Origin of the sequence: Kaistella antarctica (assembly GCF_900109615.1) — a bacterium.
GTDB classification, from domain to species: domain Bacteria; phylum Bacteroidota; class Bacteroidia; order Flavobacteriales; family Weeksellaceae; genus Kaistella; species Kaistella antarctica.
In genome coordinates this window covers 742,083-766,075 of record NZ_FOIX01000001.1, presented here as the reverse complement: position 1 = coordinate 766,075, position 23,993 = coordinate 742,083, and the positions used below count along the sequence as shown (strand labels likewise).

Below are 23,993 nucleotides of genomic sequence, written 5' to 3'. Positions count from 1 at the left end.
AGACTTTTATTTTTTCAATAAGAAATAATCTGCCCAGCAAACATCTCCTCTACTTCTTTCAAAGTATAGCTTTTAAAGATGAACTCTTCTCCAAACAGTAATTTCGAATATTCTTCTACTGTTTCTGGAAAACCAGCTTCCTTTCGTAATTTATTAACATTGACGACATCTTTTATCGGCCAGATAATGGCGACACCATCCCTTTCGTCGCCTTGCGATCCATATATTTGCTCTTCACCTTTGTACATTAAATGACGATCAAGCATCATTGCATACAACATAAATGGCAACTCCTTTTTTTCTGCAACAACTTTAATTAAAGGAAGGTATTTTGGTATTACAGACGAATGCTGAATCACTAGAAAAGCTGCCTGATTGGTGGGTTCGCCAACTAATGATTTTCCGGGATATCCATATTTTGCGATGATGGTTTCGATTTTCTTAGTATTTTCAGTATCATATCTATTCATTAGAACTAATAGATTTCGTCTCATTTCATCATAATTCAAGTTGAGACTATCTGCTATATCTCTCCTTTCTGCCTCTGACATTTTAGGATCATACTGTCGGCGGAAGGCTTGGTCTGTAAACATAATCATATCCAATTCCTTTTTTAACTCAGTATTTATCGCAGCTTTTGGACTGCAGGAGAATAAGGAAAGACCTGTAAAAATTACAAAAAGAATAGGGTATGATAACTTCATTGATTAGAAAGTTTTTCTAATAATTTTTCCGAGGGTTAAGATACTGAAAATTTCAATTTTGCTGAAATCTAATTTTGAAAACCGAGTTGCGCCCCGGCTTGAGTGGAGCTCGTCATTGCGAGTACGACGATCTATTATTATAAGATTGCTTCGATCCTCGCAATGACAGCGGGAACGGAAGAAGGAAATGTGCGCCCAAAAAAAATCCCTCTCAAAGTAAATTGAAAGGGAATTTATAAATATCAGTTAAGATTATCTTGCGCTCATGTCAACGTAATCACGTTTTGTAGCACCTTGATAAACTTGTCTTGGTCGTCCGATTGGATCGTTGTGTAATCTCATTTCTTTCCACTGAGAAATCCAGCCTGGTAAGCGTCCTAAAGCGAACATTACCGTAAACATCTCTGTAGGAATTCCTAAAGCTCTGTAAATAATTCCGGAATAGAAATCTACGTTTGGATAGAGTTTTCTTTCGATGAAATACTCATCTTCTAAGGCTACTTTTTCTAATTGTAAAGCAATATCTAAAGCTTTGTCTTCAATTCCTAAGGCCGCAAAAATATCGTCGGCTGCTTTTTTAATGATGCGTGCTCTTGGATCGAAGTTTTTGTAAACCCTGTGTCCGAAGCCCATCAAACGGAAATCGTCATCTTTATTTTTCGCTTTCTCTACATATTTCGCAACATCGCCACCATCTTTTTCAATCATTTCTAACATTTCAATAACCGCTTGGTTGGCGCCACCATGAAGTGGTCCCCAAAGAGCAGAAATCCCAGCTGAAACTGAAGCGAACAATCCAGTGTGTGCGGAACCAACCATTCTCACTGTGGAAGTAGAACAGTTTTGCTCGTGATCTGCGTGAAGAATTAGTAATTTATCTAAAGCATTTACCACCGTAGAATCCAAATGAAACTCTTGGTTTGGACGACGGAAACACATTTTGTAGAAATTCTCGACATAGTTTAAACTGTCGTCTCCGTGGTTAATGGATAAGCCCATTTTCTTACGGTAAGTCCAAGCACAAAGGTGAGAAAATTTCGCGATTAGCATTTCTGCGGCGTGGTCCATATCTTCTTTGGATCTTACGTCAACTGCTTTTGGATTAAAGGCAATTAAGGCAGAAGTAAGCGCAGACAAAACACCCATTGGGTGAGCCGAGCGAGGAAAGACATCGATCAATCTTTTCATCTCATCAGCAACGAAATTATATTGTTTGATTCCCTTTTCGAAACCTGCAAATTGCTCGGTTGTTGGTAAATCATCATTCAACAAAAGATACATTACCTCTGTAAAGCTAGATTTTTCTGCAATCTGCTCAATCGGATAACCTCTGTAATACAATTCGCCGTTATCACCATCTAAATAAGTGATGTTGCTAATGGTTGCACCTGTATTTTTATATCCTAAGTCTAAAGTAATTAAACCCGTTTGGTCTCTTAACTTTGAGATATCGATTCCTCTGTCACCGATAGTACTTTCTACGATTGGGTATTCAAAAGATTTCCCATCATAGTTTAATATAACTTTGTTATCTGACATTATAATTTATTTTTTACTAATTTATAACTAAAAGAAGAAAACTGCAAGTATTTCTTGCAGTCTCTCCATTCATTTTTTCTATTATCGTTTTATTTTAAAAGCATCCATTCCTGGGAATATGGCTGTTTCGCCTAAAGCTTCTTCAATTCTCAATAATTGATTGTACTTTGCCATCCTATCTGATCGTGAAGCTGAACCAGTTTTGATTTGTCCACAATTCATTGCTACGGCTAAATCTGCGATGGTAGAATCTTCAGTTTCTCCAGAGCGGTGCGATATTACAGTGGTAAATTTATTATGTTGAGCCATTTGTACAGCTGCCATCGTTTCTGATAAAGTACCGATCTGATTTACTTTTACCAAGATTGAATTCCCGATATTTTCTTTAATTCCTCTGGCTAAGATTTCGGTATTGGTTACAAATAAATCATCACCAACAATCTGAGTAGTTTCTCCTAATTTATCAGTTAACATTTTCCAACCTTCCCAGTCGTTTTCATCCATTCCGTCTTCGATAGAAATGATTGGATATTTTTCAGCCAGTTCTGTCAAATAAGCGACTTGCTCTTCTCTACTTCTTAAAGCTCCATCTTCACCTTCAAATTTTCTGTAATCGTATTTTCCATCAACATAGAATTCGGACGCCGCACAATCTAATGCAAACATGATATCGTCTCCAGCTTTGTAGCCAGCATTAGCGATAGCCTGCGTTAAAGTATCTAAGGCATCTTCAGTTCCTTTAAATTTAGGGGCAAAACCACCTTCATCTCCAACTGCGGTAGAAAGATTTCTTGATTTTAAGATTGCTTTCAGTTCGTGGAAAATTTCGGTTCCTTTTTGTAAAGCGTGTGAAAACGAATCAGCCTTCACCGGCATAATCATGAATTCCTGAAAAGCGATGGGCGCATCTGAGTGCGATCCACCATTGATAACATTCATCATCGGAACGGGAAGCGTATTTGCATTGACGCCGCCAATATATTTGTACAATGGGATTTTCAAATCCAAAGCTGCCGCTTTCGCAACTGCTAAAGAAACACCAAGAATTGCATTTGCACCAAGGTTGGCTTTATTCGGAGTACCATCTAGCTCAATCATCAACTGATCGATAAAGTTTTGCTCGAAAACAGAAGTACCAATTAATTCTGGCGCAATGATTTCTCTTACATTTTCAACTGCTTTTAAAACCCCTTTTCCGCCATATTCTTTTGCTCCATCACGTAACTCTACCGCTTCGTGTTCACCGGTAGATGCACCAGAAGGAACCGCAGCGCGACCCATGGAACCAGCCTCCGTGAAAACATCAACTTCAATGGTAGGATTACCTCTAGAATCTAAAATTTGTCTTGCTTCAATGTAAGAAATGTAACTCATTGTATGATTTTTTTGTATTATTTAATATGAACTACAAATTTAGCGAAAATTGAGTGATTGCTACAGTCTTAAACAATGATATTAACTAGGTTAGCGTTAAACTTTCGTTAATTGTAGGGGTTTCTAGGGATTTCAAAAACTTATCTTTACATTTGAGTAGACAACAAAATAGTAGATTATGAAAAAAACAATTCTTATCGCCGCAAGTTCTGCACTTTTAGTCATCAGTAGCTGCACCAAAAGTTCAGAAGGAAATAAAAGTGTTATTAAACAAGAGAACGGCTATTCAGAAGATCTCTCCAAAGATACGCTCACCGTTGCAGGAGAAACGGATAATACTCATTCACAAGAATATACAGAACGTTACGTGGGAGAAGACGGCACCTCTGCTTTGGTGACCTTTAAAAATACCGATAAAGAAAAAAATATCAGCATCAGAAGTAATAATAAAACGATTTCTGCGCCTCAAAAAGAAGCAACTGAAAAGGTTCGAACTTATGGAGACTTTGATATTACGATCGTAGCAAAAAATGACAGCATCACTATTACCCAAGAAGATAATGTGATTGTTTTAAAGAAAGCGAGAGGACAGTAAGTCATGGATGATGATTGATGATTGATGATTGATGACTGATGATTAATAAAAAAACCTTGGCATAAAACAAAAATCCGTCTCATTTAAAAATGAGGCGGATTTTAATTTATACGCTTGGGAATATTATTCGCCAGCTTTTTCTTCTGTAGCATCTGCAGCTTCTGCAGTAGGCTCTTCAGTTTTAACTTCCTTAGCAGGAGTTTCCTTAACTTCAGCTACAGCTTCTGCTGTTTTTGGAGTTGCTCTTCTGCTTCTTCTAGTTACTTTTTTCTCGTCAGCATTCGGGTTGTAAAGTTCATTGAAATCTACAAGTTCGATCATTGCCATATCGGCAGCATCTCCCTGTCTGAATCCTGTTTTGATGATTCTTGTGTAACCACCATTTCTTTCTGCAATCTTAGGAGCAACTGTTCTGAATAATTCAGTAACCGCTTCTTTGCTTTGCAGGTAAGAGAAAACTGTTCTTCTGTTGTGTGTTGTATCTTCTTTCGCTTTTGTAAGGATCGGTTCAACATACACTCTCAAAGCTTTCGCTTTGGCAACAGTTGTGTTGATTCTTTTATGCTCAATAAGAGAACAAGCCATATTAGAAAGCAAAGCACTTCTGTGAGAAGCTGTTCTAGATAAGTGATTGAATTTTTTACCGTGTCTCATTGTTTGTTATTTATCAGCGTCTAATTTATATTTTGCAACGTCGAAACCGAAGTTAAGACCTTTTGCGTGCACTAATTCTTCTAATTCTGTTAAAGATTTTTTACCGAAATTTCTGAATTTCATCAAATCAGACTTCGTGTAAGAAACTAGTTCTCCTAAAGATTCAACTTCAGCAGCTTTCAAGCAGTTTAATGCTCTTACAGAAAGATCCATATCAACTAATTTAGTTTTAAGGAGCTGTCTTGTATGTAAAGTTTCTTCGTCATACTGGATTGAGGCTTTCACTGCTTCAGTTTCCAACGTAATTCTCTCATCGGAGAACAACATGAAATGATAAATTAATATCTTAGAAGCTTCTGTTAAGGCATTCTGAGGAGTGATAGATCCATCAGTTTCAATATCCAATACAAGTTTTTCGTAGTCTGTTTTTTGCTCGACACGATAGTTTTCAACACTGTACTGTACTTTCTTGATCGGGGTGTAGATTGAATCAATTGCAATAGTTCCTAAAGGAGCATTGGCTGATTTGTTTTGCTCACTTGGAACATAACCTCTACCTTTCTCAATATTGAACGTGATTTCAAATTTCACGTCTTTGTTAGTTGAACAGATAATTAAGTCAGGATTCAATACTTCGAAATCCTGCATTGTTTTACCTAGATCGCCAGCTGTTACAGTAGTTTGCCCAGATACTTTTACAGTTACTTCTTCTGCAGTTGCAGTTTCAGATTTTGCTTTAAGTCTTAATTGTTTCAGGTTCAGAATAATTTCTGTAACATCTTCAATTACACCTGGAATTGTTGAAAATTCGTGCTCTACGCCTTCTATTTTGATAGATGAAATAGCATAACCTTCAAGTGAGGAAAGTAAAACTCTTCTCAAAGCATTACCGATAGTAAGTCCAAAACCTTGCTCTAAGGGTCTGAATTCAAATTGCCCTTTGAATTCATTAGAGTTGATTAGGATTACTTTATCGGGTTTAATAAATGTTAAAATTGCCATATAATATAGGTTGAGCAAAAATTTGAAAAATTATTATTTAGAGTAAAGTTCGACGATCAATTGTTCTTTCAAATCTTCCGGAATTTGAATTCTCTCCGGTGCAGATGTAAAAGTACCTGATTTAGTTTCGTCGTTGAATTGTAACCACTCGTAACTTGATTTGTACGCTAGTGAATCAGCAATTACTTCAAGAGATTTTGATTTCTCTCTAACAGCAACTACGTCACCTGGCTTCAAAGTATAAGAAGCGATGTTTACCAATTCTCCATTTACGGTAATATGTCTGTGAGAAACTAATTGTCTTGCTCCAGCTCTGGTTTTTGCAAACCCAAAACGGTACACTACATTGTCTAATCTAGACTCACACAACTGTAAAAGAACTTCACCAGTAACACCTCTTGCTCTTACTGCTTTTTCGTATAGGTTAGCAAATTGCTTCTCTAAAATACCATAAGTATATTTCGCTTTCTGCTTTTCCATTAACTGAACAGCGTACTCGGATTTCTTTTGGTTTCTTCTTTTGTTAACACCATGTTGTCCTGGTGGTTGGTTTTTTCTTTTCTCGAAGCTTTTATCATCTCCGTAGATTGCAGCCCCAAACTTTCTTGCAATCTTTGTTTTTGGTCCAATATATCTTGCCATATTTCTTTAAGATTTTAGATTAAAAATTGTAGATTTTAAATTAAAATGCATCACATTTAAAATTCATAATCTATAATTTAAAATTCATAGATTATACTCTTCTTCTTTTTGGTGGTCTACATCCGTTATGTGGCATTGGAGTCACATCAACGATTTCACTAACTTCAATTCCTGAATTGTGAATAGTTCTGATGGCAGATTCTCTACCTGCACCAGGACCTTTCACGTAAACCTTTACTCTGCGTAGTCCAGCATCGTGTGCTACAGTTGAGCAATTTTCTGCAGCCATTTGCGCTGCAAAAGGAGTATTCTTCTTAGAACCTCTGAATCCCATCTTTCCGGCAGATGCCCAAGAGATGACCTCTCCACTTTTATTTGTTAAAGAAATGATGATATTGTTGAAGGTGGCTTGGATATGAGCCTCACCAATTGCTTCAACTTTTACTTTTCTTTTCTTTACTGCTTTAGTCTGTTTTGCCATAATTCTTACCGATTATTTACTTGCTTTTTTCTTGTTAGCAACAGTTTTTCTCTTTCCTTTTCGGGTTCTAGAATTATTCTTAGTTCTTTGTCCTCTTAAAGGTAATCCCAGTCTGTGACGTATTCCTCGTTGGCAACCAATATCCATCAATCGCTTGATGTTTAGTTGTGTTTCAGAACGCAACTCCCCTTCCACTTTTACGTGATCAGTGATGTAGTTTCTGATTAATGCCAATTCATCGTCATTCCATTCGTTGACTTTCTTGTCTTCGCTGATTCCGGCTGCTTTTAAGATCTCAGAAGAAGTACTTCTCCCAACACCATAAATATAAGTTAAACCGATAACGCCTCTTTTGTTTTTTGGTAAATCAATACCTGAAATTCTCGCCATAATTTAATTTTAGCCTTGTCTTTGTTTAAATTTTGGGTTCTTCTTGTTGATCACAAACAGAACGCCTTTTCTGCGAACGATTTTGCAATCAGCACTTCTTTTTTTAATAGATGCTCTAACTTTCATTTGTTAAGTTTTCTTTTCTAATTTTGCAACGGTTAAATGAGATCTTACGGAATCATTCCCATTTTGTTTAAATTTAAAACTTCAATAAAGTATTTCAACTTTAGGAGTTCTCTCTTATAATAATGTTCAGATGAGTCTGAACTTAATATCTAAATGTAATTCTTCCCTTCGATAAATCGTAAGGAGATAATTCTAATTTCACCTTGTCTCCAGGTAAAAGTTTAATGTAGTGCATACGCATCTTACCAGAAATATGTGCAATAAGGATATGCCCATTTTCTAGTTCAACACGAAATTGAGCGTTGGAAAGTGCTTCCGTAATCACGCCATCTTGTTCAATATGTTTTTGTTTTGCCATTTATCTAATTACAGATTGTTGTTTGTTCTGGATAATTTCGACTGCATTAAGCCATCATAATGATGATTCAACAAATACGTATTGATCTGTTGTACAGTATCTAAGATTACTCCGACCATAATTAAAAGTGATGTTCCCCCGAAAAAGAGGGCAAAACGATCAGTCTGAACAAACGTTCCATACACAAGTGCTGGAAGGATTGCAAAGATAGCTAAAAAGATAGAACCTGGCAATGTTATTTTTGACAAAATATCGTCCAGATAATCAGAGGTTTCTTTACCGGGTCTTACCTTCGGAATGAGGCCTCCATTTCTTTTTAAATCATCAGCCATTTGGTTCACTGGAATTGTAATTGCGGTATAGAAAAACGAGAAGATGATAATTAATAAAGCAAACAATACATTGTACTGCCAACTGAATACATTTTTGAATCCTGCTAAGAACGTATTAGATTCATCAACTTTCGTTAATAATCCAGGAACGAACATTAAAGCTTGGGCGAAGATAATTGGCATTACTCCAGAAGCATTCACTTTTAAAGGGATCCATTGTCTTGCACCTTGCATTAAGTTTCGGTTTACTCCACCTCTTGCCTGAGCTCTACTTACATATTGAATAGGAATTTTCCGCACCGCGACCGAGAGTATAATTGCTAACAGAACAACGACCATCCAGAATAAGACTTCAATAAGGATCATGATCGTTCCGAAACCACCTTTTCCTGTTTGAGTTGCTACTTCCTGAATAAATGCTCCTGGGAAATCAGCTAAAATTCCTACCATAATAAGGATAGATATTCCGTTTCCGATTCCTTTGTCAGTAATCTTTTCTCCTAACCACATTGCGAAGACTGAACCAGCAACCAGAATTACGATACTTGGCAACCAGAACATAATGGACGCCGGGTGTACATAGTAAGCAGAAGCAAACTGTGCGTGTGGCAAGAACATTTGGGTGATTGAAGTAAGGTAAGAAGGCGCCTGTATCAAACAAACTGCTATAGTTAACCATCTTGTTATTTGGTTTAAAGTATTTCTACCACTTTCCCCATCCTTCTGCAATTTCTGAAGATATGGAATAGCCATACCCATCAATTGCACAATAATGGAAGCAGAAATATAAGGCATAATTCCAAGAGCCATAATAGACGCTCGGGAGAAAGCCCCACCTGTAAAAGAAGAAAGCAAGCCAAGAAGTCCTGCTCCTTGCTTGTTGCCTCCCTGGTCTTTATATATATCCAAAAGATTCCCTACCTCTGCCATGTTAATGGCTGGTAAGGAAATATAAGATGCGAATCTATACACGAGGACGATTCCCAGAGTGAACATAATTTTCTCTCTAAGTTCCTTAAGACTCCAGATGTTTTTTAGTGTTTGTATAAATTCTTTCATTGTAAATGTTAAAGAGTAATTGCTTTACCTCCTGCATTAGCAATTGCTTCTTCTGCAGATTTAGTGAATTTGTGCGCAGAGATTGAAATACCAGCTTTCAATTCTCCTCTACCCATAATTTTGATGATTTCGCGTTTTTTAGCTAAACCATTTTCTACCAAAATGTCTTGAGTAATTTCAGTAATATTTTTCGTATCAGCTAAAATCTGAAGCGTATCGATATTAATTCCTCTATACTCTTTTCTGTTGATATTGTTGAAACCGAATTTCGGTAATCTTCTTTGCAAAGGCATCTGTCCACCTTCGAAACCAATTTTTTGAGAATAACCAGCTCTAGCTTGCTGACCATTGTGACCTTTCCCAGCTGTTCCCCCTTTTCCACTACCTTGTCCTCTTCCGATTCTTTTAGTACTGTGAGTAGATCCTGCTGCAGGTCTGATATTATTTAAATTCATTATTTTTAGATTTGAGATTTAAAGATTAGAGTTAAGAGAATATGTTGATCAAGTCTCTTACCTCTTTGTCAATTTTCTATTTTTGTACTTCTAATAAGTGACTTACTGCCGCTACCATTCCTAAAATTGCAGGAGTATCGTCATGTTCTACCACTTGGTGAAGTTTTTTCAATCCTAATGCTTCAAGCGTTCTCTTTTGAGTTTTGGTTCTACCAATAGCGCTTCTAACTTGTTTGATTTGAATTTTTGCCATTGTTTTAATATTAACCGTTAAACACTTTATTTAATGAAATACCTCTTAATCTTGCAATCTCTTCAGGTTTTCTGATATCCAATAACGCTTTGAAAGTAGCTTTCACAACATTATGTGGGTTAGATGAACCTTTAGATTTAGACAGAATGTCTCTAATACCACAAGCTTCTAATACCATACGAACTGTACCACCAGCGATTACACCAGTACCATGAGTTGCAGGTCTTAAAAAGATATCTGCACCACCGTATCTTGCTGATGTTTGGTGAGGAATCGTATGCTCTTTCATAGGAATCTTTACTAAATTTTTCTTTGCATCTTCTACCGCTTTTGCGATCGCTGAAGCAACTTCTTTAGATTTTCCTAATCCGAAACCTACAGTCCCAGCTTCATCTCCTACAACCACGATTGCAGAAAAACCGAAAGCTCTACCTCCTTTTGTTACTTTCGTAACTCTATTAACAGACACGAGACGATCTTTAAGTTCTAATCCTCCCGGTTTAATTTTTTCTATATTATCTAGTCCTAACATATTTCCGAAATTTAATGATTAGAATTTTAGTCCGCCTTCTCTCGCACCGTCAGCTAAAGCTTTCACTCTACCATGGTATACGAAACCGTTTCTGTCGAACACTATTTTTTCAATTCCTGCAGCGATAGCTTTTTCAGCGATTGCTTTGCCAACTTCTGCAGAGATTTCTACTTTGTTTCCTTTTGCTGTCAGCGCTCTTGAAGAAGCTGAAGCTAAAGTTTTACCATCTTTATCGTCGATTAATTGCGCGTAAATTTCTTTATTGCTTTTGTAAACAGATAATCTTGGTAATTCTGCAGAGCCAGAGATTTTCCCTCTTACTCTACTTTTAATTCTATTTCTTTTTTGTACTTTGCTTAGTGCCATGTTCTTAAGTTTAAAAAATTAAGCAGATTTACCAGCTTTACGTCTTACAATTTCTCCTACGAATCTTACTCCTTTTCCTTTATATGGTTCTGGTTTTCTGAAAGATCTAATCTTAGCAGCAACCATTCCTAATAATTGTTTGTCGAAAGATGATAAAGTAATAATTGGGTTCTTACCTTTTTCAGATAATGTTTCTACTACTACTTCTTTAGGAAGATCCAGGACGATTCCATGTGAGAATCCTAATGCTAAATCTAATCTGTTTCCTTGATTAGAAGCTCTGTATCCTACTCCTACAAGTTCTAGTTTTTTGGTCCACCCTTCGGCAGTTCCTAGAATCATGTTATTGATTAACGATCTGTAAAGACCGTGTAATGCTTTGTGTTGTTTTGATTCCGACGGACGATCGAAAGTTAGAATCCCGTCTTCTTGCTTGATAGTGATTCCACTTCCTAATTGTTGTGTAAGTTCTCCTTTCGGTCCTTTCACAGTTACCAATCCGTCTTTCTCGGTTACGGTAACATTAGCGGGAATTTCTATAATTGATTTACCAATTCTTGACATTTTCCTTTGATTATTTATTAATAAACATAGCAGATTACCTCTCCACCAACTTTTTCCTGACGTGCTTTTTTATCTGTCATCACTCCTTTCGAAGTTGAGATAATTGCAATTCCCAACCCGTTCAATACTCTTGGCAGTTCACCTGACCCTTTGTATTGTCTTAAACCTGGTCTTGAAGCTCTTTGAATGCTTTTGATAACTGGTTTGTTGGTTGCTTTGTCGTACTTTAAAGCGATTTTGATATTTCCTTGAACAGCGTTATCCTCGAACTTGTAGTTCAAGATAAAACCCTGGTCAAACAAAATTTTTGTAATCTCCTTTTTGATTTTCGATGCAGGAATATCCACCACCTTGTGGCCTGCGCTTTGTGCGTTCCTTACTCTGGTTAGGAAATCTGAAATTGGATCTGTTACCATTTTTCTATTTTAAATTATTGGTTTGTGATGAGCAGTTTTGATTAAAGAGTAGAATCCGAGATCAGAGAGGAGAGATTTTTAAAGTCTCTCGTTCTCTTCTCTATTCATCTTTTATCTTTGACCAACTTGATCATCTCGATTGTTCTAAATTTATTACCAACTGGCTTTTTTCACTCCCGGGATAAGACCTTTGTTGGCCATCTCTCTGAAAGTTACTCTTGAAAGACCGAATGTTCTCATGTAACCTCTTGGTCTTCCTGTTAATTTACATCTATTGTGTAATCTTACTGGTGAAGCATCTTTCGGCAATAATTGCAAACCTGCATAGTCATTAGCTTCTTTCAAAGCTTTTCTTTTCTCTGCATATTTTGCTACCGTAGCTTCTCTTTTGCGCTCACGCGCTTTCATTGATTCTTTAGCCATCTTAGTTCTTTTTGAAAGGCATACCGAAATGCGTTAATAGTGATTTAGCTTCCTTGTCAGTTTTTGCAGAAGTTACAAAAGTAATGTCCATCCCTTGGATTTTTTTTACTTTGTCGATTGCGATTTCAGGGAAAATAATTTGCTCAGTGATTCCTAAGTTGTAATTTCCTCTTCCGTCGAAACCATCTGCTTTTATACCGTTAAAATCACGGATACGTGGCAAAGCTGAAGCAGTTAATCGGTCTAAGAACTCATACATTTGATTTGCTCTTAAAGTAACTCTAGCTCCTACAGGCATTCCTTTTCTCAATTTAAAAGCGGCCTCATCTTTCTTAGAGATTGTACCAACTGCTTTTTGACCAGTGATTGCTGTAAGTTCTTCAATTCCGTAATCAACAATTTTCTTGTCAGCTGTTGCTGCACCCAAACCTTGTGATACAACGATTTTCAATAATTTGGGAACCTGCATTACAGATTTGTACCCAAACTCTTCCATCATCGTAGGAATAATTTTGTCTTTATATATTTGTTTTGGTCTTGCTATGTATTCCATCGTCGTTTAATTATAAAGTTTCACCGGTTGATTTAGCAACTCTTACTTTTTTATCACCTTCTACCTTAGATCCTGTTTTAGTTGCTTTACCGTCTTTGTCGATAAGCATAACATTTGAAATATGGATTGATGCTTCTTTTTCAACAATTCCGCCTTGTGGGTTTCCTGCAGATGGTTTAGTATGTTTTTTAACAATATTTAAACCTGCAATAATTACTCTAGCGTCTTTGCCTTCTTTTCTGATCACTTCAATAACTTCACCTTTCTTACCTTTAATTTCTTTCTTACCGGTAGTAATGATTACGTTATCTCCTCTTTTGATTTTTAACTTTGTCATTTTTGTAAATTTTAAAATTAAAGTACTTCAGGAGCTAATGAAATAACTTTCATATATTCTTTGTCTCTTAGTTCACGAGCAACTGGTCCGAAAACACGGGTTCCTCTCATTTCACCAGTAGCATTTAAAAGAACACAAGCATTGTCGTCAAATTTGATGTATGATCCATCTTTTCTTCTTACTGCTTTTTTAGTTCTTACCACTACTGCTTTAGAAATAGTTCCTTTTTTCGCTGTTCCTTGTGGTGTAGAATCTTTGATAGTAACTACGACTTTATCACCAACGGAAGCATATCTTCTTCTAGTACCTCCTAGAACTCTAATAACCAGTACTTCTTTCGCACCTGTGTTATCAGCAACTTTTATTCTTGATTCTGTTTGTAACATTACTTAGCTTTTTCAATGATTCTTACTAATCTCCATCTCTTACTTTTACTTAAAGGTCTTGTTTCAGTAATCATTACTGTATCGCCTTCAGTACACTCATTGTTCTCATCATGAGCGGTATATTTTTTCGTCTTTAAAACGAACTTACCGTACATTGGGTGTTTTACTCTCGTCGTCTCACTAACAACAATGGTCTTTTCCATTTTATTGCTGGAAACGATTCCGATTCTTTCTTTTCTTAAATTTCTATCCATGATAAAAGGAAAATTATGATTGTTGTTTTAGTGATAATTCAGTTTCCAGACGAGCGATCATTCTCCTCATGTCTTTAATTTGAATTGGATTTTCAATCGGACTGATGCTGTGAGATAATTTCATTTTAGAGAAATCTGCTCTTACTTCAGTCAACTTGTTTTGAAGGTCTCCTGCGCTTAGATTTTTGATGTCAGCTGTTTTCATTTTAATAAATTATTGAGGTTGAACAAAATCGTTAGCAACTACAAAACGTGTAGTAACAGGAAGTTTCTGAGCGGCTAAACGAAGTGCTTCTTTCGCAACTTCATAAGACACACCACCTACTTCAAACATAATTTTACCAGGCTTAACTACAGATACCCAATATTCCACAGCACCCTTACCTTTCCCCATCCTTACTTCGGCTGGTTTCTTTGTAATAGGCTTATCTGGAAACACTTTGATCCATAATTGACCTTCTCTTTTCATATATCTTGTTGCAGCAATACGCGCCGCTTCAATTTGTCTTGCAGTGATCCAAGCACCTTCATTTGCTTTGATCCCGAAAGTTCCGTATGCAAGTTGACTACCTCTGTGGGCAATCCCCTTCATTTTCATCTTATGAACTTTACGGTATTTGGTTCTTCTAGGTTGTAACATAATTTCTAGGAATTTTAGATTTTAGATTTTAGATTTTAAAAAAGTAACGGTCATTTAAAAAATATCCTCCAAAATTTCATTAATTATTTTCTATCTCTTGGTCTACGGTCGTCTCTGTCTCTTCTGTCATTGCGATCATTACGATCTCCTCTTCCTGCAGGGCCACCTTTTTTCTGTTGTCCTACTAGTGGGCTAAGATCTACTTTACCGTAAACTTCACCTTTCATAATCCAAACTTTTACTCCTAGTTTACCGTACTGAGTAAGTGCTTCACCTATATGGTAATCGATATCTGCTCTAAAAGTTGACAATGGTATTCTACCATCTTTGAAGTTTTCACTTCTTGCCATCTCAGCTCCGTTCAATCTACCAGAGATTTGAACTTTGATTCCTTCAGCTCCCATTCTCATGGTACTTTGAATTGCCATTTTCACAGCTCTTCTATAAGAAATTCTATTTTCAATTTGTTTTGCAATACTGTCTGCAACTAAAACTGCGTCAAGTTCAGGTCTTTTAATTTCGAAGATATTGATCTGGATATCTTTATCCGTCAATTTTTTTAATTCTTCTTTTAATTTATCAACTTCCTGACCTCCTTTACCGATGATTAAACCCGGTCTTGCAGTCGTAATTGTAATCGTTACTAATTTCAATGTTCTCTCGATGTAGATTTTTGAAATTCCACCTTTAGATAATCTCGCCTCAAGGTATCTTCTGATCTTGTAGTCTTCTGCGATTCTGTCTCCATAATCTTTACCACCATACCAGTTTGAATCCCATCCTCTGATGATACCTAATCTGTTACCAATTGGATTTGTCTTCTGTCCCATGATTATTTATTATCTTTAGTTCCTAAAATTAATGTGATGTGGTTTGATCTTTTTCTGATTCTATGACCTCTACCTTGTGGCGCTGGTCTTAGTCTCTTCAATTGTCTTGCACTGTCAACCATAATTTCTTTTACGATTAAATTTGCTTCTTCGATATCGGCACCTTCGTTCTTTGATTGCCAGTTAGCCATCGCAGAAAGAAGTACTTTCTCTAATTTGTTAGAAGCATCTTTCTTGGAATATTTAAGGATACTCAACGCTTTATCTACTTCAACTCCTCTAATGATATCAACTACTAATCTCATTTTTCTTGGCGAAGAAGGGCAGTCATTATGTATCGCTTTTGCTACATCCTGATTTGCTATTTTACGTGCTAATGCACTTTCTCTTTTTCTTGATCCCATGATTATCTACCTCCTTTATTTTTGTTACCGCCGTGACCTCTAAAAGATCTTGTCGGAGAAAATTCGCCTAACTTATGACCTACCATGTTTTCAGTTACATAAACTGGGATAAAAGATTTCCCGTTGTGTACTGCGATGGTTTGCCCTACGAAGTCTGGAGAGATCATTGATGCTCTAGACCAAGTTTTGATTACTGTCTTCTTACCAGCCTCTATATTTGTCTGAACCTTCTTATCTAAAGTGTGATGAATGAAAGGTCCTTTTTTAAGTGATCTTGACATAATTATTTTCTTTTAGATATGATATGACGGTTAGATGCTTTGTTTTTCTTTCTGGTTTTGTAACCTTTAGCAGGCATACCATTTCTTGATCTTGGGTGACCTCCAGAAGATTTACCTTCTCCACCTCCCATTGGGTGATCGACAGGGTTCATTACTACTGCTCTGGTTCTAGGTCTTCTACCCAACCATCTGCTTCTACCTGCTTTACCAGAAACGGTAAGCATGTGATCGTGGTTAGATACTGCCCCAATCATTGCGATACATTCACCAAGAACCATTCTAGATTCTCCTGAAGGTAACTTAATGATAACGTATTTCTTATCTCTTGAAGTTAATTGTGCCGATGATCCTGCACTTCTTGCCATAATTCCACCTTGACCAGGTTTCAATTCGATACAAGAAATAACAGTTCCCAAAGGAATGTTTTTCAACTTCATTGCATTACCAACATTTGGTTCTGCGGTTTCTGAGGAAATTACTTTCTGGTCTACTTTAATTCCACTAGGAGCGATGATATATCTCTTCTCTCCGTCTGCGTATTCTAATAGAGCGATGAAAGCAGTTCTGTTTGGATCGTACTCAACAGTTTTTACCGTAGCTTCAACATCAAACTTGTTTCTTTTGAAGTCGATAATTCTGTATTTTTGTTTGTGTCCACCTCCGGTGTAACGCATGGTCATTTTACCAGTATTGTTACGACCACCTGACTTACTAATACCAACTGTTAGAGATTTCTCTGGTTTGTTGGTAGTAATTTCATCAAAGTTGTTAACAACTCTGAATCTCTGTCCCGGGGTGATAGGTTTTAATTTTCTAACAGACATTACAATTATTTATAATTAATAAAATTTTATTGTTCAAGTCAAAGGGCGCTAACCCGATGCTTTTTTTAGTTGGTTGCAAAGATATCAATCACTTCTCCTTCTGCAAGAGTCACAACTGCTTTTTTCAATTTGCTGGTTTTCCCAACTTGCAATCCTTTTTTGGTATGTTTAGAAGAAACTTTAGGGCCATAAATCATGGTTCTAACGTCTGCTACTTTTACACCATAAGCTACTTCTATCGCTTTTCTGATCTGGATTTTATTCGTTTTAGGATCAACTAAAAAAGAATAATGTCCTCTCAAATCTGTAAGATAGTTTGCTTTTTCTGAGATGATTGGTTTAATGATAATAGACATGATTTATTTTCTTAAATTTTCTTGAAATTTTTCTATTGCACCTTCTAAGAAGATAATCTCTCCGGCGTGTACCAAATCGTAAGAACTGATTTCGTTGTATGTCAAAACTTTCACTTTCGCTAAGTTTCTTGAAGACAAGTAAACGTTCTTGTTCGCTTCTGGTAAAATATATAAAGATTTTTTACCTTCAAATCCTAACGCATTGTTCAAAGTGATAAATTCTTTCGTTTTAGGAGCATCGAAATTGAATGCTTCTAATACTTTAATTGAATTATCTCTCATTTTTTGTGAAAGAACAGATTTTTTAGCTAATCTTTTCAAAGCCTTGTTCAGTTTGAATCTGTAGTCTCTTGGTTTTGGACCAAAAATCCTACCTCCACCTCTGAAAATTGGCGATTTGATGCTACCGTATCTTGCAGAACCTGAACCTTTTTGTTTCTTAAGTTTTCTGGTTGATCCTGAGATTTCGTTTCTTTCTTTAGATTTGTGCGTACCTTGTCTTTGTGCAGCAAGATATTGCTTAACCTCTAAGTAAACCGCGTGCTGGTTTGGCTCAATTCCGAAGATTGCTTCGTCAAGAGACACGTTTCTTCCGGTTTCTTTTCCTGATGTATTTAATACTACTAGTTCCATTTTCTGATAATTACATAAGAATTTTTCGCTCCCGGAACAGCACCTTTTACTACTAAAAGATTTTGTTCTTCATCTACTCTTAACACTTCTAGGTTTTGTACGGTAACTTGCTTACCACCCATTCTCCCCGCCATACGCATTCCTTTGAACACTCTAGAAGGATCCGATCCTGCACCGATTGAACCTGGGGCTCTTAATCTATTGTGCTGACCATGAGTCGCTTGCATTACCCCACGGAAATTGTGTCTTTTCACAACCCCTTGGAAACCTTTACCTTTTGAAGTTCCAGTTACATCAACATATTCGCCTTGAGCAAATAAGTTCACTTTCACTTCATCTCCTACGCTTAGCTTCTCTACGAAAGCATGGTAGAATTCTACCAATTTAGCTTTAGGATTAGAACCCGCCTTTTTGAAATGGCCGGCTAACGCTTTACCAACGTTCTTTTCACTCTTGTCATCGAAACCAAGTTGAGCAGCTTTGTACCCATCCTTTTCTATGGTTCTGACCTGTAAAACCGAGCAAGGACCTGCTTGGATAACGGTACAAGGAATATTCTTCCCAGCCTCGTCAAACAGCGATGTCATCCCGATTTTTTTACCAATAATACCTGACATGTTTATATATATCTAATTAAGTTCTTGTTTATCAATCAAGGTTTTAGTAGTTTCTACGTTTGAAATAGGCGCACTTCTTCCTTAAATTGAGAGTGCAAATGTATGAAGAATATTTTAATTGACAATATAACACCGTAAAATATTTTGATTTTTAACATATTACAATTTTTTATACTTTTATTGCATGAAAATATTCTGTTTTGTTTTTCTTTTCGCATTGATGATTTCGTGCGAGAATTCTAAAAGCCATGATTACACTTTTTACTATTGGCGAACTCACCTTTCTTTAGACGCGCCAGAAAAAGCGGCTTTAGATAAAGCATCAAGTACCTATATATACACCCGCTTTTTTGATATTGAAAAAGTCAACGGAAAATTTCAGCCCGTTGCGGTGATTACAAAAGACCGCACTTTCAAGACTGATAAGGAAGTTGTACCAGTGATTTTCATCAGAAACGATCTATTTTACGATATCACTTTAGATGAAATTAATTTTTTAGCACAAAACGTTGCTACTTTAATTAAGAAGAAACAAACAGAATTTGGATTCAAAGTATCCACTCAGATTCAAATTGATTGCGACTGGACGGCGGGAACAAACAAAGAATATTTCACCTTCCTTCAGAAATTAAAAGAGTTTTCAAAAAAAGAAATCTCGTGTACGCTCCGTCTTCATCAAGTTAAAAACAGCAAGTTGTCGGGAATTCCGCCAGTTGAAAAAGTATTTCTAATGTGCTACTCTACTTCGTCGCCTTTAGAGAATTCAACTAAAAATTCGATACTTGATTTTCCAACCCTAAAAGCCTACTTGAAAAACATCGATCTTTATCCTTTAGAAATTGAAATTGCCTTGCCCATTTATTCCTGGGGAATTGTGACCAATCATTTGGGAAAGCATAAATTAATCAACGCTTTATCCGTTGAAGATTTAAAAAATGTTAACTTTAAGAAAATATCTGACACCGAAGTTGAAGTCATTAAAGACGGTTTCTATTTTGGAAATTATCTTAATAAAGGCTTTAATTTAAAGGTAGAGGAGATTTCGGAGGATCGATTAAATCAAGTTAAAAAATATTTGAATAAAAAATTGCCAGGATACAGCATCGTTTATTATCATTTAGACTCCAGGTTTCTCAACCACCATTCCTACTAATTATGAAAAAAGTTATTTTCTCGGCCTCTTTAATACTATTGGCACATACGAACGCAAATGCTTGTGCAGACCACGATGCAGATTACGATTATTTTAATCTCTTCACGCAAAGTATTATCAAAGATAAAAACTATCTCCCTTTTTTGTTAACCATGAGCAATGGTTTTCACGATCACGAACATTACGATATTCGAAATGATAGTATTGAAGACTGGCAAAAGTATTTCGGTAAGACCCTTTCCTATGCAGACACTCAACTTTTGGTCGAAAAAATGTCGATGGATGAATTGAATGCTTTTAAAAAAGGCGGCTCTGAGAATTCAGTTTTGAAAAAATTAGGCAGCTATAATAAATTTCACGAAGGGATCGATTATTTAATTGAAGCCAAATATTTGGAACCATTCATGAGTATCAAATATGTCGAAAGTCCAAACGCTTGGTATCAAACACCAGCAGAAGGATCGAAAGATGTTACGCAACTGGATTACGATGAAACCATTGCAGCTTTAACTTCCCTATATCACGCCGCAAGAAATCCCGAAATTAAACTACGATATGGATATCAGTTGGTTCGATTTAATCACTACACTCAAAATTTTGAATCTGCCAAAGATGCCTTCCGAGAATTTGTGCAACCGCTGAAATTAAGAACGGCTCCTTATTATATGGCTTTGGACCAATTGGCTGGCGCGCAACGTAAAGTCAATATGAAGGAAGAAGCCAACTGGAATTTCTTTCAGGTTTTTATGAACAGTAAAAGCAGAAAGGAAAGTGCTTTCACTTCCATGAAATGGACTGATTCGGCTTCTTTTAAACATCTACTGGAAAAAGCGGAGAATCCTGCTGAAAAAAACATGGCGTATTTTCTGTTGGGTTATGATGATTTTAATAATCCGATCCCGATGATGGAGAAAATGTATGACATTGATCCGACTTCCGAAATTCTAAAAGTGTTGGCAGCCCGAAGTATCAATGAGCTTGAAAGACGATATCTGCCTGGTTACTTTATAGGTGATGACAACGATGTTGCGTCGAACTCATCTGATAAATCATCAGAAAATGATAATGAAGTTGCAACTGGCGAGATTAGCTTTTGGCAAAAAATCAAAAATTTCTTCTCGGGACTTTTTAGATCTAATAAATCGGAGACTCCGAAAAAAGAAACTTCTCTAAGTGATAAAGAACTTTTGAATAATCCGCATAGAATTCCCTTTTACACAAAAGATGTTAAAAATAGTCAGGAAGATTTTTTGAATAACTTAGATAAAGTCACTTTTAAAATTAGTGAAAAGTCAAGTGATGAATTTTGGAAAATCACGCAGGCTTATCTTGCCTTCTTAAAAAGCGATTATAAAAAAAGTTCCGAAATATTAAATAATGTCAAAACCAGCAATCCAGAATATATTACTGAAATCACGCGCATGAAAATGCTGAACGATATTGTCTCGCAACCAAGGATCGACGCGGAATATGAAAATTATTTAATGACTAATTATTCAGCACTCATTAAGGATATGACGGCAAATAATGATACGCCAGATTATTATGGAAGCCAAGACAATTCAACCAAAAGGTTTATTCGAGATATTTTGGCCAACCGCTATTTTATTCAGGGTGAAAAAGGGAAATCTTATTTGATGAGCAATACGCTTTCGGCTCTTCAGTATAACCCAGATCTCGAATTGGTGAAAAGTGTAGAAGCCTTTTACAATAAATCTGATAAAACCGTTTTAGAAAAAGAACTCATTGCCAAAAATATTGATGACGTCGGAAATGTCGATGCCTTTTTTAATTTAATTTACGGCGATTATGAAATGCGCCAGACCAATTTTGAAAAAGCAAAAGAGTTCTACGCGAAGGCAAAAAACTTTAGTGGAATTCCACGGTTTGATTACTCGTATACAGAAGGAGAACCGATGCAGACGGCGAGAAGATCCTATGGAAATAGTTACGACGGCTTTTCACATATTTCCTCCTTAATTTTCGGACATAATGTTTGGGAGAGTTTCAATAGTGAGGAAAGTCAAAGTATGAAAGCGGAAAATTTTGAAGGATTTCCTTTCATTAAAAATGAAATGAATAAACTGCAACTTGCAGAGGCGGTTATTCAATTGCAGAAAGTTGGTGCCGGAAAAAATGTGGCAGCCTCGCAGGCCAATCAGCTTATTGGAAACCTCATGTACAATACTTCGATCATGGGTTACTATCGGGAAGTTTTTGTAATGGATGTGGATAATCAAATGGGTCCGAAATTTCATTTCTATGATCAGGAGAAACCGAATTTTCAGTATTACTACAAAGATTTCAACTGGCATAGTTATGTTGAAAACAACAACTTAGACTTAGCAATTAACTTCTATCAAAAGGCACTCGATAAAAGTCAGGATGACGAGCAGAAAGCCAGAATACTATTTCAAATGGCCAGCGCTGAACAAGGTAAATTTTACTTGTATGCCGAAAAGCAAACTTTAAAGATAGACTACGATGATCCGAAGTACGAGGAAAAACAAGATGCTTTTGCTAAGAAGTTAAACAATGCGCAAAATGAGAAATTTAGAACGCATATGGCCAACCTGGCGAAAAATTATGGCAACACCCAAACTTCAAAGTCGTTGCAGGAAGGTTGTTCCTATTACGATTATTTTCTAAAGACCCACTAATAAAAAAAGGAATCAATGCGATTCCTTTTTTTTATTTTGCTTTGGGATATTTTAGGGCCTTATCTAATTCAATGGGATTATTTTCTTTTCGCATTCTTTCTTGCGTCTGGACAGTCAAGTCTTTAAATTGCTCGAGACTTTTCACCTGAACTCCCATTACCCAAAAACTATCTGAGGCAGTCCCTTTTTTAAAATCTTCTTTGAAATCCTGCAAAGGATCATTAAATAATTCCAATTGCTTTTTTAATAGAATTTTCTCTGAGACCGGAATTGCTTTTTGACCAGCAAATGATTCTAAAAATTCGGAAGTATCATACGTCGATTTCAGTTGATAACTTTTTATTAAATTAAATCTGAAACTATTTTGATCATCTGCAATTTCAAAAATCAATCCTGGCAATCCACGGAATTTGTACGGTCCTTCATTTAAATTGATTTTGGTATTAAACCAAGCGATCCAATTTCTGCCACCGAAAGTGGCGGTTGCTTTTTGCAACTTATAATTCTCAACTGATTTTGTTTCAGTAGATAATTTCCAACTTATTTCATCTTCTGTTTGAAGGCTGAAAAGATCATCTAGTAAAATATAAGAAGTGTTTTTATTGCTATTTAGATTTCTCTTTATAACGGGAAGCACATCATCCCAACCCGAATTTTTAATACTCTTCAATTTATTAATGGAATCATTTTCTGCAAAAAAGTAAGGATAGAATTTCACGTCCTCTGGATTAATGTCCAGAATCATATTTTCTTTGGTGAACTCTTTGGCCAGCGAATCACTTTTGAATTGATATTCATAAATAAAACGATGGGTTTGAGCTGAAACTAGAAAGGGAAAAAGCAGGAATACTAAATACTTCATTTGTAATTATTGTAAAGCAAATATAAAATTAAAAACTGAATCAGTATGATAATCAGCATTTTCAAAATGAAATTTTTCTTATTGGTTTTATGCTTGAAAATAAGCATTCCTAAAATTGACCCTATGGTGCCACCGAAAAAGGTCATTGTTAAAAGTTTCCTTTCTGTTATTCGATGTTGATTTTTTTGTGCTTTTCTTTTGTCGAGGCCGAAGTAAATGAAGCTAAAAGCATTTATAGTGGCAAAGAAGGCGATGAAGAATTCGTTCATTTGGTGAAAATAAGGAAATTAGATTTATCGTTTTTACGACATCGGTTTGGAAATTAACCGTGTCAAGGTTTAAGACCTTGACACGGTTAGAAAAGACTCTCCAATAGATCCGGATTTCCGTTGAAAAATAGATCAACTGATATTTTAGCCCAGATGGAAACGGCATCCTTTTTTGAGGAGGCACGACGAGAAAAAGATATAGTGTACAGCTGGATCAATCTTGAAAAAATAAAATAATCTGGATGCTTCTAATGAAAGATTGATGATGCAAACTTTGTCAAAGATTTGAAACTTTGACAAAGTAAAAAATCCCTAATCTTTCGAAAAGGGATTTATATAAGAACGATAATTAAATTATCACACTTTAATTTCTACGTCAACTCCTGAAGGTAACTCTAATTTCATTAGGGCATCTACAGTTTTAGAAGAAGAAGAATAGATATCCATCAATCGCTTGTGTGCAGATAATTGGAACTGTTCTCTTGCTTTTTTGTTTACGTGAGGAGATCTCAACACGGTGAAGATTCTCGTATTCGTTGGCAAAGGAATCGGACCGTTTACAACAGCACCGGTAGCTTTTACCGTTTTTACGATTTTCTCAGCAGATTTGTCTACTAAATTGTAATCGTAAGATTTTAATTTTATTCTGATTCTTTGTGACATTTTGAT

37 protein-coding genes are annotated in these 23,993 nt (G+C 36.1%); 3 read left to right on the top strand and 34 right to left on the bottom strand.

The genetic code is table 11. The features are described from left to right. Positions 1-14: 14 nt before the first annotated feature. The 3 genes from BMX49_RS03680 to eno form a co-directional block, all read right to left on the bottom strand. Positions 15-704, bottom strand: a complete 690-nt coding sequence (locus BMX49_RS03680; RefSeq protein WP_034718728.1) for a DUF6624 domain-containing protein — start codon at positions 702-704, stop codon at positions 15-17. A gap of 252 nt (positions 705-956) precedes the next feature. Then, positions 957-2,243, bottom strand: a complete 1,287-nt coding sequence (locus BMX49_RS03675) for a citrate synthase (protein ID WP_034718726.1) — start codon at positions 2,241-2,243, stop codon at positions 957-959. Between the two features lie 81 nt (positions 2,244-2,324). Continuing rightward, positions 2,325-3,617 carry a phosphopyruvate hydratase gene (gene eno / locus BMX49_RS03670; protein WP_034718725.1) on the bottom strand — a complete coding sequence of 431 codons (1,293 nt, stop codon included), beginning with the start codon at positions 3,615-3,617 and terminating at the stop codon, positions 2,325-2,327. 178 nt (positions 3,618-3,795) lie between these two features. Here eno and BMX49_RS03665 point away from each other — a divergent pair, with 178 nt between their 5' ends. Then, positions 3,796-4,212, top strand: coding sequence for a hypothetical protein (locus BMX49_RS03665; protein WP_034718723.1), 417 nt, complete (start codon positions 3,796-3,798; stop codon positions 4,210-4,212). 123 nt (positions 4,213-4,335) lie between these two features. On the opposite strand, the gene rplQ is transcribed toward BMX49_RS03665, so the two are convergent. The 28 genes from rplQ to rplC all read right to left on the bottom strand — a co-directional run bounded on the left by rplQ (position 4,336) and on the right by rplC (position 18,380). Beyond that, complete coding sequence (gene rplQ, locus BMX49_RS03660) at positions 4,336-4,866, bottom strand: 50S ribosomal protein L17 (RefSeq protein WP_034718722.1); 531 nt, start codon at positions 4,864-4,866, stop codon at positions 4,336-4,338. Positions 4,867-4,872: 6 nt separating this feature from the next. Next, positions 4,873-5,868 (bottom strand): DNA-directed RNA polymerase subunit alpha, encoded by a 996-nt coding sequence (locus tag BMX49_RS03655; protein WP_034718721.1) that lies wholly within the window; start codon positions 5,866-5,868, stop codon positions 4,873-4,875. 33 nt (positions 5,869-5,901) lie between these two features. Continuing rightward, positions 5,902-6,510, bottom strand: a complete 609-nt coding sequence (gene rpsD, locus BMX49_RS03650; protein WP_034718720.1) for a 30S ribosomal protein S4 — start codon at positions 6,508-6,510, stop codon at positions 5,902-5,904. Between the two features lie 91 nt (positions 6,511-6,601). Continuing rightward, positions 6,602-6,991: a 30S ribosomal protein S11 gene (gene rpsK, locus BMX49_RS03645; RefSeq protein WP_027376638.1), complete on the bottom strand. Its 390-nt coding sequence runs from the start codon at positions 6,989-6,991 to the stop codon at positions 6,602-6,604. A gap of 12 nt (positions 6,992-7,003) precedes the next feature. Next, on the bottom strand, positions 7,004-7,381 hold the full coding sequence (gene rpsM, locus BMX49_RS03640; protein ID WP_034718719.1) for a 30S ribosomal protein S13: 378 nt from the start codon (positions 7,379-7,381) through the stop codon (positions 7,004-7,006). Between the two features lie 9 nt (positions 7,382-7,390). After that, positions 7,391-7,507, bottom strand: a complete 117-nt coding sequence (gene rpmJ / locus BMX49_RS03635; protein WP_007839480.1) for a 50S ribosomal protein L36 — start codon at positions 7,505-7,507, stop codon at positions 7,391-7,393. A gap of 142 nt (positions 7,508-7,649) precedes the next feature. Then, complete coding sequence (infA, locus tag BMX49_RS03630; protein WP_015806726.1) at positions 7,650-7,865, bottom strand: translation initiation factor IF-1; 216 nt, start codon at positions 7,863-7,865, stop codon at positions 7,650-7,652. 8 nt (positions 7,866-7,873) lie between these two features. Continuing rightward, positions 7,874-9,256, bottom strand: a complete 1,383-nt coding sequence (gene secY / locus BMX49_RS03625; protein ID WP_034718717.1) for a preprotein translocase subunit SecY — start codon at positions 9,254-9,256, stop codon at positions 7,874-7,876. 8 nt (positions 9,257-9,264) lie between these two features. Beyond that, complete coding sequence (gene rplO, locus BMX49_RS03620) at positions 9,265-9,711, bottom strand: 50S ribosomal protein L15 (protein WP_034718715.1); 447 nt, start codon at positions 9,709-9,711, stop codon at positions 9,265-9,267. 76 nt (positions 9,712-9,787) lie between these two features. Further along, positions 9,788-9,964: a 50S ribosomal protein L30 gene (gene rpmD / locus BMX49_RS03615; RefSeq protein ID WP_034718714.1), complete on the bottom strand. Its 177-nt coding sequence runs from the start codon at positions 9,962-9,964 to the stop codon at positions 9,788-9,790. 10 nt (positions 9,965-9,974) lie between these two features. After that, a complete protein-coding gene (rpsE, locus tag BMX49_RS03610; RefSeq protein ID WP_034718712.1) occupies positions 9,975-10,496 on the bottom strand; it encodes a 30S ribosomal protein S5 in 522 nt (173 codons plus the stop codon). An 18-nt stretch (positions 10,497-10,514) separates the two neighbouring features. Further along, positions 10,515-10,862: a 50S ribosomal protein L18 gene (gene rplR, locus BMX49_RS03605; RefSeq protein WP_034718710.1), complete on the bottom strand. Its 348-nt coding sequence runs from the start codon at positions 10,860-10,862 to the stop codon at positions 10,515-10,517. Positions 10,863-10,880: 18 nt separating this feature from the next. Beyond that, entirely contained in the window at positions 10,881-11,426 is a 546-nt protein-coding gene (gene rplF, locus BMX49_RS03600; RefSeq protein ID WP_034718709.1) for a 50S ribosomal protein L6, read from the bottom strand. A gap of 17 nt (positions 11,427-11,443) precedes the next feature. Continuing rightward, positions 11,444-11,842 (bottom strand): 30S ribosomal protein S8, encoded by a 399-nt coding sequence (gene rpsH, locus BMX49_RS03595; RefSeq protein ID WP_034718707.1) that lies wholly within the window; start codon positions 11,840-11,842, stop codon positions 11,444-11,446. 153 nt (positions 11,843-11,995) lie between these two features. After that, positions 11,996-12,265: a 30S ribosomal protein S14 gene (gene rpsN / locus BMX49_RS03590; protein WP_034718706.1), complete on the bottom strand. Its 270-nt coding sequence runs from the start codon at positions 12,263-12,265 to the stop codon at positions 11,996-11,998. A gap of 1 nt (position 12,266) precedes the next feature. Beyond that, positions 12,267-12,818 carry a 50S ribosomal protein L5 gene (rplE, locus tag BMX49_RS03585; protein ID WP_034718704.1) on the bottom strand — a complete coding sequence of 184 codons (552 nt, stop codon included), beginning with the start codon at positions 12,816-12,818 and terminating at the stop codon, positions 12,267-12,269. A 10-nt stretch (positions 12,819-12,828) separates the two neighbouring features. After that, positions 12,829-13,155: a 50S ribosomal protein L24 gene (gene rplX, locus BMX49_RS03580; protein ID WP_034718702.1), complete on the bottom strand. Its 327-nt coding sequence runs from the start codon at positions 13,153-13,155 to the stop codon at positions 12,829-12,831. 17 nt (positions 13,156-13,172) lie between these two features. After that, the gene (gene rplN / locus BMX49_RS03575) at positions 13,173-13,541 is read right to left on the bottom strand and encodes a 50S ribosomal protein L14 (RefSeq protein WP_034718700.1); all 369 of its coding nucleotides are present in this window, start codon (positions 13,539-13,541) and stop codon (positions 13,173-13,175) included. Beyond that, the gene (rpsQ, locus tag BMX49_RS03570) at positions 13,541-13,798 is read right to left on the bottom strand and encodes a 30S ribosomal protein S17 (protein ID WP_126337186.1); all 258 of its coding nucleotides are present in this window, start codon (positions 13,796-13,798) and stop codon (positions 13,541-13,543) included. The genes rplN and rpsQ overlap by 1 nt, the downstream gene beginning before the upstream one ends. 10 nt (positions 13,799-13,808) lie before the next feature. Next, positions 13,809-14,000, bottom strand: coding sequence for a 50S ribosomal protein L29 (gene rpmC, locus BMX49_RS03565; protein WP_034718697.1), 192 nt, complete (start codon positions 13,998-14,000; stop codon positions 13,809-13,811). Between the two features lie 9 nt (positions 14,001-14,009). Beyond that, a complete protein-coding gene (gene rplP / locus BMX49_RS03560) occupies positions 14,010-14,435 on the bottom strand; it encodes a 50S ribosomal protein L16 (protein WP_034718696.1) in 426 nt (141 codons plus the stop codon). 83 nt (positions 14,436-14,518) lie between these two features. Then, positions 14,519-15,265 carry a 30S ribosomal protein S3 gene (gene rpsC, locus BMX49_RS03555; protein ID WP_034718694.1) on the bottom strand — a complete coding sequence of 249 codons (747 nt, stop codon included), beginning with the start codon at positions 15,263-15,265 and terminating at the stop codon, positions 14,519-14,521. A gap of 2 nt (positions 15,266-15,267) precedes the next feature. Further along, a complete protein-coding gene (gene rplV, locus BMX49_RS03550) occupies positions 15,268-15,669 on the bottom strand; it encodes a 50S ribosomal protein L22 (protein WP_034718691.1) in 402 nt (133 codons plus the stop codon). Positions 15,670-15,671: 2 nt separating this feature from the next. Continuing rightward, on the bottom strand, positions 15,672-15,950 hold the full coding sequence (gene rpsS, locus BMX49_RS03545) for a 30S ribosomal protein S19 (protein WP_034718690.1): 279 nt from the start codon (positions 15,948-15,950) through the stop codon (positions 15,672-15,674). A gap of 2 nt (positions 15,951-15,952) precedes the next feature. Then, positions 15,953-16,774: a 50S ribosomal protein L2 gene (gene rplB, locus BMX49_RS03540; protein WP_034718688.1), complete on the bottom strand. Its 822-nt coding sequence runs from the start codon at positions 16,772-16,774 to the stop codon at positions 15,953-15,955. Positions 16,775-16,839: 65 nt separating this feature from the next. Next, entirely contained in the window at positions 16,840-17,130 is a 291-nt protein-coding gene (rplW, locus tag BMX49_RS03535; RefSeq protein ID WP_034718687.1) for a 50S ribosomal protein L23, read from the bottom strand. 3 nt (positions 17,131-17,133) lie between these two features. Beyond that, entirely contained in the window at positions 17,134-17,763 is a 630-nt protein-coding gene (gene rplD / locus BMX49_RS03530) for a 50S ribosomal protein L4 (protein WP_034718685.1), read from the bottom strand. After that, positions 17,754-18,380, bottom strand: a complete 627-nt coding sequence (gene rplC, locus BMX49_RS03525; protein WP_034718684.1) for a 50S ribosomal protein L3 — start codon at positions 18,378-18,380, stop codon at positions 17,754-17,756. Before rplC ends, rplD begins: the two co-directional genes overlap by 10 nt. Positions 18,381-18,564: 184 nt before the next feature. Here rplC and BMX49_RS03520 point away from each other — a divergent pair, with 184 nt between their 5' ends. Further along, positions 18,565-19,533 carry a hypothetical protein gene (locus tag BMX49_RS03520; protein WP_034718682.1) on the top strand — a complete coding sequence of 323 codons (969 nt, stop codon included), beginning with the start codon at positions 18,565-18,567 and terminating at the stop codon, positions 19,531-19,533. 2 nt (positions 19,534-19,535) lie between these two features. After that, positions 19,536-22,193, top strand: a complete 2,658-nt coding sequence (locus BMX49_RS03515) for a hypothetical protein (protein WP_034718681.1) — start codon at positions 19,536-19,538, stop codon at positions 22,191-22,193. A 31-nt stretch (positions 22,194-22,224) separates the two neighbouring features. Here BMX49_RS03515 and BMX49_RS03510 read toward each other — a convergent pair whose 3' ends face one another. From BMX49_RS03510 to rpsJ, 3 genes are all read right to left on the bottom strand, one after another. Continuing rightward, entirely contained in the window at positions 22,225-23,055 is an 831-nt protein-coding gene (locus BMX49_RS03510; protein WP_034718680.1) for a GLPGLI family protein, read from the bottom strand. Continuing rightward, entirely contained in the window at positions 23,052-23,324 is a 273-nt protein-coding gene (locus tag BMX49_RS03505) for a DUF1294 domain-containing protein (protein WP_034718678.1), read from the bottom strand. The genes BMX49_RS03510 and BMX49_RS03505 overlap by 4 nt, the downstream gene beginning before the upstream one ends. 357 nt (positions 23,325-23,681) lie before the next feature. Continuing rightward, the gene (rpsJ, locus tag BMX49_RS03500) at positions 23,682-23,987 is read right to left on the bottom strand and encodes a 30S ribosomal protein S10 (RefSeq protein ID WP_034718676.1); all 306 of its coding nucleotides are present in this window, start codon (positions 23,985-23,987) and stop codon (positions 23,682-23,684) included. Positions 23,988-23,993 lie beyond the last annotated feature (6 nt).